General features: G+C 35.2%; 8 protein-coding genes. 6 read left to right on the top strand and 2 right to left on the bottom strand.

Annotated elements, in window-relative coordinates; all coding sequences use genetic code 11:
• Positions 1–497 precede the first annotated feature (497 nt).
• From J4P91_RS20260 to J4P91_RS20240, 5 genes are all read left to right on the top strand, one after another.
• On the top strand, positions 498–1049 hold the full coding sequence (locus J4P91_RS20260; protein WP_207995586.1) for a hypothetical protein: 552 nt from the start codon (positions 498–500) through the stop codon (positions 1047–1049).
• 1136 nt (positions 1050–2185) lie between these two features.
• Positions 2186–3121, top strand: coding sequence for a 3D domain-containing protein (locus J4P91_RS20255; RefSeq protein ID WP_207995585.1), 936 nt, complete (start codon positions 2186–2188; stop codon positions 3119–3121).
• Between the two features lie 50 nt (positions 3122–3171).
• Positions 3172–4347, top strand: coding sequence for a peptidoglycan DD-metalloendopeptidase family protein (locus tag J4P91_RS29450; RefSeq protein WP_207995584.1), 1176 nt, complete (start codon positions 3172–3174; stop codon positions 4345–4347).
• Positions 4348–4419: 72 nt separating this feature from the next.
• Entirely contained in the window at positions 4420–5418 is a 999-nt protein-coding gene (locus J4P91_RS29765) for an NlpC/P60 family protein (protein ID WP_207995583.1), read from the top strand.
• 473 nt (positions 5419–5891) lie between these two features.
• Positions 5892–7031 (top strand): LPXTG cell wall anchor domain-containing protein, encoded by a 1140-nt coding sequence (locus J4P91_RS20240; protein WP_243763932.1) that lies wholly within the window; start codon positions 5892–5894, stop codon positions 7029–7031.
• 243 nt (positions 7032–7274) lie between these two features.
• On the opposite strand, the gene J4P91_RS20235 is transcribed toward J4P91_RS20240, so the two are convergent.
• Positions 7275–7607, bottom strand: a complete 333-nt coding sequence (locus J4P91_RS20235; protein ID WP_207995581.1) for a hypothetical protein — start codon at positions 7605–7607, stop codon at positions 7275–7277.
• Positions 7608–8055: 448 nt separating this feature from the next.
• Between J4P91_RS20235 and J4P91_RS20230 the strand changes: the two genes are divergently transcribed.
• Complete coding sequence (locus J4P91_RS20230) at positions 8056–8808, top strand: class I SAM-dependent methyltransferase (protein WP_207995580.1); 753 nt, start codon at positions 8056–8058, stop codon at positions 8806–8808.
• A gap of 92 nt (positions 8809–8900) precedes the next feature.
• Here the strand turns inward: J4P91_RS20230 and J4P91_RS20225 are convergent, their stop codons facing one another.
• Complete coding sequence (locus J4P91_RS20225; RefSeq protein ID WP_207995579.1) at positions 8901–9431, bottom strand: GNAT family N-acetyltransferase; 531 nt, start codon at positions 9429–9431, stop codon at positions 8901–8903.
• Between the last annotated feature and the right edge of the window lie 27 nt (positions 9432–9458).

The following is a 9458-nucleotide window of genomic DNA, read 5'->3' as shown; positions in this document are numbered from 1 at the left end:
TTAGTTGTTTCTTCTGCCGTATTCTTTTTTGTATCGACTGGTTTACTTTCAGTAGAATTATTACATCCAGCTAATAAAAAGAAACTTGTAAGTGCCCCTAGTATGATTTTTTTCATTAAAAATTCCCCCATATTTTTTCATAAAAACAAACAATGACATAATTATACATTGAAAATATTTCCATAACAATCTGCTATTTTGAAAATCTATTGGTAAGTGGTGTTATCCCGTCGCCATCAAGTTAATACTTTGGCGTATTCCAATAATGAAATTTTTAGAGAACAATTCATTTCTTAAGTTGATGTACGTGGAGGATTGTCAGCATGTTTCTACTCAAAGCTGCACTCAAAATAGTATCCGATTTTGTTTGTAAACAGACCTCTGGTTGTGTGTATAAACAGGTCTATGGACGCATATCAAAGTAGTTTTTCTGTACTATTATAAATGGTGTAATGGTTATGTTTTTCCACATATCTTTTAATAAGGAGGTTATTAACATGACACGAAACACATCCGGTGAATGGTGGCTGTCTAAGAAGTGGGGATATGCAGCATCGGTCGCTCTCATTCCCTATGCCATTTTAAAGACGCTTTGGGCGTTTGGAGTTCCCTTATTGGTTTCTGAGAATGGTGTTGAGGCATTGCATGCATCTATGAGAACCAACGCTGATCAGGTTAGCCGTTTTTTATATTCCTACGGGGTTGATCTAACTGTTATTTTAGCTATCATCGCTTCATTGCTTGCACTTGCGCTGGTTCGGCCATGGGGAGTGATTATCCCAAAAAGATTACCGGGCATTGGTGGACGGAAGGTTCCTGGCTGGCTGCTACTCATTCCTGCTTGGCTCGGAGGGTTAACCTTTACCAGTGTCTGCATCGTGACATTTTATAAATTAATTGTGGGTTCCATAAGACTCTCTGACATCCAGGATTTCGAGCCAGGGGTGATAATCCCGGTTTATGGAGGATTTTTTATATGGGGAGTGACGATTAGTCTGGCAGCTTTGTCCTATCAAATTAGAACGCGCGGTCATGGGCATTCTCGATAAATTAAGTGTCAAATGTGGTTTTAGGAGTTTTTGTAGGGACAGAACAGAAACGGAAATATATAATATTAATTTGTATTATAAGTATCTTATGTTTTCAAAAGAAATAGCTACTTCATTTTTAGATCCTTAGTACATTTTTAAAATTACAATGATACTGTGAATCTGCAAATTTACAATGTGAAGTAAGTTTCACTCCAATCAAAAGGGGTAATCTCCTGTAGAAATTGCCCTTTTGATTTAATCTTGCTTAAGTAAAGTACCTGTTGGTTCACTAAACTAATTTGTACTTAAGAATATCATCCTCATATTCATTATCATTTATTTTAAATTCTTCAATTTTTCAATAAGAAAAAACAAATACATTACGGTTCATCTTTTGTAGTAACACTTAAACTGTTTTCTATTAATAGAGATAGAATTATTTTAGCTTGATAGCGATGTGGTACTCCCCTACTTACAGTATTCATTTAAATATTTTTCCAGATAACCCCTCATACCTAGAATTGTTTCCGTACCCCTTATATATTGCTAAATCACTAAATTTCATCAAGGAGTGGCGCCAACATTTAGGAAATTAACCATGCTAAGGGACTTTTAATTGTTTTGCATTCAAACTATGAAAAAACAGAGAGAAATTAATTCCAAAACTAGGATAATAAATTTGTACATTTAATTTATTATATTATATAATAAAAAACGAACGTTAGTTCTGGTTTTGTTAGGAAGGATGTGAAATAATGAATTAAGTTATGTAAGTATCTGCATGAGTATTTCTTTTCAGGTTATTAATTTTATACAGGGTTAACGAGTACTACTAAATTTTTTATTTAAGAATTAACAATGTTTTTAGAGGAATTCTTATGTTAGGAGGCTGAAATTTTATATATGAATCAACAAAACTCTTCATCTTTAAAGATATGAAAGTGAAATTGAATTTCTGAATATTTTATACATAATGATTCAAAAGAAGTAATGAATTTAATAAGTGGTTATTCGTTTTTATGATGAACTAGGATTCATAAAAGGTTGAATAGAGTGAAAATAATAACTTTAACGGAAATTTTTTATACAAAATACATTAATAATGTTATATAATGATTTACCGATTATGAATACTTAAAGGGAGAAATGAAAATATGAAAAAACAGATTGTCGCACTTACGTTAGCGACTACTCTTGGATTGGGCGTTCAACCAATTGTAAGTTCAGCAGAAACAGCTCAAAATACGCAAGCAACTCAGCAAAGTGGCTGGGTAAAAGAAGAAACTGGAACATGGTTCTTCTATGAAAACGGTGCGAAAAAGACAGGTTGGCTTGCATTAGAAGGCAAATGGTATTACCTTGATCCAAATGCCGGTGGAGCGATGAAACTAGGCTGGGCACAAGTAGAAGGTAAATGGTACTACCTAAATGGTAATGATGGTGGAGCGATGAAAATAGGTTGGGAAAAAGTAGACGGAAAATGGTACTACTTAGATGGTAATAACGGCGGAGCGATGAAAACAGGCTGGCTTCAAGAGAATGGAAAATGGTACTACCTAAATGCCAATGATGGTGGAGCAATGAAAACAGGTTGGGAAAAAGTAGACGGAAAATGGTACTACTTAGATGGTAATGATGGCGGAGCGATGAAAACAGGCTGGTTCCAAGAGAATGATCAATGGTATTACTTAGATGCCAATAATGGTGGGGCCATGGTGAATGGTTGGAATAGAATTGATGGAAAAATGAATTATTTTAAAGATAATGGTCAATGGATAAATACTCGTGAATTAACAGTGACGTCAACAGCATATACAAATGATCCAGCAGAAAATGGCTATAAACCTGGACAACATGTATATACAAAAATGGGCGATGATTTAACAGCTAATCCTAATTTGAAAGTGATTGCAGTAGATCCTTCAGTTATTCGTCTTGGATCAAAAGTTTACGTTGAAGGTTATGGACCAGCTGAGGCTAGAGATACAGGTAGTGCTATTAAAGGTAATAAAATAGATGTATTTATTCCTTCAAAACAGGAAGCAAGTAATTGGGGAAGAAAAACAGTTAAAATATATGTATTACCTTAAAAACAATTTATCTATATATCTATTTATAAATTTAGGGGGTTATTAGGATTATGAAAAAACAAATTGCAGCACTTACATTAGCAACTACTCTTGGATTGGGCATTCAACCAATTGTAAGCTCAGCAGAAACAGCTCAAAATACGCAAGCAACTCAACAAAGTGGTTGGGTGAAAGAAGAAAGTGGAACATGGTTCTTCTATGAAAACGGTGCGAAAAAAACAGGTTGGCTTGCATTAGAAGGCAAATGGTACTACCTTGATCCAAATGCCGGTGGAGCAATGAAACTAGGCTGGGCACAAGTAGAAGGAGAATGGTACTACTTAAATGCCAATGATGGCGGGGCAATGAAAATAGGTTGGGAAAAAGTGGAAGGAAAATGGTACTACTTAGATGGAAATAATGGCGGAGCAATGAAAACAGGCTGGCTTCAAGATAATGGAAAATGGTACTACCTAAATGCCAATGATGGTGGAGCGATGAAAACAGGCTGGGAAAAAGTAGACGGAAAATGGTACTACTTAGATGGAAATGATGGCGGCGCAATGAAAACGGGCTGGTTCCAAGATAATGGAAAATGGTACTACCTAAATGCCAATGATGGTGGAGCAATGAAAACGGGTTGGGAAAAAGTAGACGGGAAATGGTACTACTTAGATGGAAATGATGGCGGAGCGATGAAAACAGGCTGGTTCCAAGAAGGAAGTGCATGGTACTACTTAGATGCGAATAAAGGCGGAGCTATGGTAACTGGACAAGCTACTATAGACGGAAAGACTTATGTATTTGCTGATAATGGTCAGTGGCTTGAAAATGCTGGAGAAGTTAGTGCATATGGTTACCAAATGCCTATAAAAAACCCAAATGTGAGTTCAGGGTACGGACCTCGTTGGGATGAATCTCATAAGGGTATTGACTTTGCAGCAAAAACAGGTACACCGATTATGGCTGCTAAATCTGGTACTGTAGAATTTTCTGGCTTTGGCTCACCTGGTTCATTTAACGACTATGGAAATGTTGTAGTTATCAAGCATGCAGATGGATATTACACGTTATATGCCCACATGAGTGAAAGAATAGCTCAAAAAGGGGATTATGTTCAACAAGGTCAAGTAATAGGTAAGGTAGGAGCAACAGGAAGAGTTACTGGTCCTCATCTACACTTTGAATTGAAAACGGAATATAAATTTGGTCAAATTAATCCAACTCCATATTTACCATTTAAATAGAATTTAAGATTCAACATTTAAAAGAGTGATATATATTAAATACAATACGGTTCTAAGAATGGAGAGAGAAATATGAAAAAACAAATTGCAGCACTTACATTAGCAACTACTCTTGGATTGAGCATTCAACCAATTGTAAGTTCAGCAGAAACAGCTCAAAATACACAAGCGACTCAACAAAGCGGCTGGGTGAAAGAAGAAAGTGGAACATGGTTCTTTTATGAAAACGGTGCGAAAAAAACAGGTTGGCTTGCATTAGAAGGCAAATGGTACTACCTTGATCCAAATGCCGGTGGAGCGATGAAACTAGGCTGGGCACAAGTAGAAGGTAAATGGTACTACTTAAATGCCAATGATGGTGGGGCAATGAAAATAGGTTGGGAAAAAGTAGATGGAAAATGGTACTACTTAGATGGAAATAATGGCGGAGCAATGAAAACAGGGTGGTTACAAGATAATGGAAAATGGTACTACCTAAATGCCAATGATGGTGGAGCGATGAAAACGGGCTGGTTACAAGATAATGGAAAATGGTACTATCTAAATGCCGATGATGGTGGAGCAATGAAAACAGGTTGGTTCCAAGAAGGTAGTACATGGTATTATTTAGATGCCAACCAAGGCGGCGCAATGGTAACTGGACAATTACAAATTGACAATAAATGGCAATATTTCACTTCTAGTGGTCACTGGGTAAAGGTTCTTGATGTTGCTCAAAATTATTTGGGTGTTCCTTATGTATGGGGAGGTAAAGATGCAAGAGGTCTTGATTGTTCGGGATTTGTTTATTATTCATGGAATCAAGCAGGATATTCAAGAGCATATCAGACTTCTCAAGGATTATATAATAACTCCCAAAGTATTAGCAGAGCTAATGCTGAGCCAGGAGATTTAGTATTTTTTAGCGAATCACATAGTGCAAGCAACATTACTCATGTAGCTATTTATCTTGGCGGAGATGATATTATTGAAGCTGCTAGTGGTAATAGTATGAAAGTTAAGTATTCTAAGTTATCTACTTCTTGGTATAGTAATAACTTGGTTGGATTTGGAAGAATAACAGATTTTTAATATATAATATTTAAGGTTGTATATGTTCAATGTTCAACTGTTCTGGCTTTGTTAGTCATGTTTTTAATCACGTAGGATATCTGGTATTCTGACCAATATCACAAGGGCTTTATAATTTCTAAAAAATATAAACCCTCAACTTAGTGATTTAGTTTTCTTCCACAGTACATATGATGTTGGTGGGGATCATGTAGATATCCGAGTTTTAAATTGACCTTATAATCGTAAGCACTTTGTTGGATACGGAAGAATCCAATAATGCCGTTAAGAAGAACGTTTTAATAAGAAAAGGGAACTCTATATATGAGTTCCCTTTTCTCATTCTCTCTATAATGATTCACCCTACGAGTCCCTACTATTCTAGTTTCGTTTATAAACATTTGGTATAATGTTATACTGGTATTATAAATATTTATATCTTCAGATTTACACATAATAGTTCATTACTCATGAAAGAAAAGAGGTACAAAATGATGAGTACGAAAAAAACAGTAGCAATCTCTACACTAGCTTTAGCGATGATAGCGGGAGCTGACACAATTAACGCTGAAGTGCCTGATACCGTCAAAATACATGATTCTATCAAACAACAAGCAGACGAGAAGTTATCCGAACTAAATCAGGCGAAACAACATGCAGAAGAAAAGTTATCCGAACTAAATCAGGCGAAACAACATGCAGAAGAGCGAGTATCAGAATTAAAACAGGCGAAGCAAAATGCGGAAGAAAAAGTATCTGAAGCAAAGCAACATGCAGAAGAACGAGTGTCAGAATTAAAACAGGCGAAACAAAATGCAGAAGAGAAAGTATCTGAAGCAAAGCAACATGCAGAAGAGCGAGTATCAGAATTACAACAGACGAAACAAAATGTAGAAGAGAAAGTATCTGAAGTGAAGCAACATGCAGAAGAGCGAGCGTCAGAATTAAAACAGACGAAACAAAATGTAGAAGAAAAAGTAACTGAAGCGAAACAACATAGAGAAGAGCGAGTAGCAGAATTACAACAAATTAAACAAAATGCAGAAGCGAAATTAGCGGAATTAAAACAGACAAAACAAAATGTAGAAGAGAAAATAGCAGAATTAAAGCAGATTAGGGAAGATGCAGAAGCGAAAATATCTGAAACGAAGCAACGTAGAGAAGAGATAGCATCAGATTTAAAACAGATACAGCAAACGATAGAAAGTAAATTAAATGAATTAACACGTACGAAGCAAACAATAGAAGAAAAAGTATTAGAGTTAATACAAATGAAACAAACGATGGAAGATAAATTAGCGGAATTAATGCGTACAAAACACGCTGTAGCGGAAGAGAAAATAGCAGATGTGAAGCAAACAAAGCAAGCGATAGATGAGAAATTAAATGAATTAACACGTACAAAACAAGATGTAGAAGCAGAGATAGCTGAATTAAAACAGGCGAAGCAAAATGTAGAAAATAAAGTAACGGAATTAAAACAAACAAAAACTCCTCTTAAAGTGGAAAATGATAAGAGAGAACTTCCTAACGCCGGGGGAACAGAATCTAATACAACTACTCTAGGAATGTTATCCATTCTAGGTGGAATTGTATTAATCATGCGCAATAGAATTAAAAAAATGTTTCAATAAAATTAGTAAATCAAAACTGTTTTTTGCAATAATTTATATTTCTTTTGTACATCTATATTTATTCCGTATTAACTGTCCGTAAAAGCCCGATTGGTGAGGGCTAATAATCAGTGGGAGATGAAGAAAAACCCCACTGATTAAAGTTTCACTTTATAAAAGGTTCAAAAGGAGTGTCTCATAAGCCAATTTTTTGACTATGAAACACTCCTTTTGTTGTTTTGTAGATGGATAAGTTGAATGATTCTAGTTTGATGAATCAGAACCATCACCGCCAGTGTCTGAATCATGATCAACACTTTCGTTTTCACTAGCACTTTTCATAGATGCAGTAACAAAAGATGCTGTCATCACGGCGTCCATCCACTCTGCTTCGGCATCTTTCGTAGTTATATTAGAGTCTTTATGTCCTACTGTATCTGTTGTGGAAGAATGCTGTTTTAGTTCTTTTTCAACAGAACGATGCTTATTCATCGGTTTTCCGAAAATCTTCATGAGTACTAATAAGATGAAACAAGCTATGGATACGATTAGGATAAACAAAATGCAGTATAAAACTAAATCCAATATTTCTGTCATATGTATATCGTCCTTTCTTAAGGGAGCGTTCATGTTCTAAACAAGTGGTATATAAAGTTAAACAATAACAAATAATTCGGTGCAATGAAATAACAAATTGAATAAAATATAGATTTGAGGGATAGCTAAGGTAGCTTTTTTTCGTTTCAGAATTCATCTGATAGTCTGTATTTTACGATATACGCAAAAAATGTAATGACGTATAATGAAATAGAATCTTTCAAATGAGGTGAAGTAGATGGCTTTCCGTATTGTTCGAAGTAACTAGTTTTCGGGTTGGAAAAAACGCGTACCAACCATCAAGGGAGAGGTCTGCCTTTTTTGAAAATAAAAACTTTGAATCCATTGTGATAGTCGCTTTTTTTTATCGAACTAAGAAACTGGCCGACTTTATTAAAAGGTCCCAGAAACTTAGTTTTTACACTCTTTTGGAAGGTGGATATACAATATGAATGAGTTAGATTATAAAAAATTTTATGATAAAGTCGGAAGATCCATCGGCTGGGATTTTAGTAAACTGAAATACGAAACTGAAGGTGCGTTATGGGAGTTTTATGAAGAAGTAATAAAGAGATGCAAACCCTCAGATGTTTTGCTAGATATTGGTACAGGTGGGGGAGAGAATGTATTAAAAATTGCATCGGCAGCTTCAAGTATAATGGGGATTGATAATTCAAGTGGAATGATAGAAATGGCACAGTCTAACTTGGAAAAAGCGTGTGTGTCAAACGTTCAATTTTTCAAAATGGATTCTGAAGATTTAAGATTTCCGAATGATTTCTTTGATATTGTGTCTTGTTGTCATGCACCTTTTATGGCGACAGAAGTAGCAAGAGTAATAAAAAATGGCGGTGTCTTTCTAACGCAGCAAGTCAACGAACGTGATAAATGGAACTTAAAAGAAGCGTTTGGAAGAGGGCAATGCTTAGGAGAAAAAGACGGTACATTAAAAGAAAAGTATGTTCGAGAGTTAAAGTATGCGGGCTTTCATGATGTGCAAATTTTAGAGTATGATGCCATTGATTATTACCAAACACCTGAAGATCTCATTTTTCTATTAAAGCACACGCCTATCATACCAAGATTCGGTGAAGAGAAAGAGGACTTTGACATTTTGGGAAAATTCATCATAACAAATAAAACAGAAAAAGGAATCCGTACAAATTCAAAACGTTTTATGATAGTAGCTTATAAATCTTAACATTTGTTACCGAACAAGGAGATTCATTATAAAAGCCGATCTCGCATTTCAAGGAGAACGGCTTTTTTGTGGTACTTGTGGTTAAAATATCATTAAACGAGCTTATACATAAGAATATCGTCTACATATTCATTATCATTCATTTTAAATTCTTTTATTTTACGACCTTCTTCAATGAAGCCCATCTTTTTGTACAAAGAGATTGCGCTATAATTTGTTGAGAAAACTCCTAAACTTATTTTCTCAATAAGAGGATTTTTCTCTGCCCAGTCTAATAAAGCTTGTAGTAGCATTTTTCCAATTCCTAGTCCTCTATAATTTTTATGAATCATAATTCCAAAGGAACCTGTATGAGACAATCGTTTTTTATTTTCGGTAAGAAATACGATCCATCCAACAACTTCGCCGTCTTTTTCAGCTACAAGTAATGTTTCTTTTTCATTTTCCAATACGCCCTGTACCCATTTTCTTTGCTCTGATGATGTTTTTTTAAACTCTTCAGGTAACGAAATGAGAAAGTGGCCTTCAGAAACAATGGATTTCTGTATATCTAAAGTTGATTCGGAATCTTCTACTCTTCCTGTACGAATTGTGTAACTAGCAGTACCTTTTGGAATTGGCAATGATATTCCCCCCTTATAAAATCTTTT

Origin of the sequence: Bacillus sp. XF8 (genome assembly GCF_017498755.1) — a bacterium.
Taxonomy (GTDB): Bacteria; Bacillota; Bacilli; order Bacillales; family Bacillaceae_G; genus Bacillus_A; species Bacillus_A bingmayongensis.
This window is presented reverse-complemented; position numbering and strand designations above follow the sequence as displayed.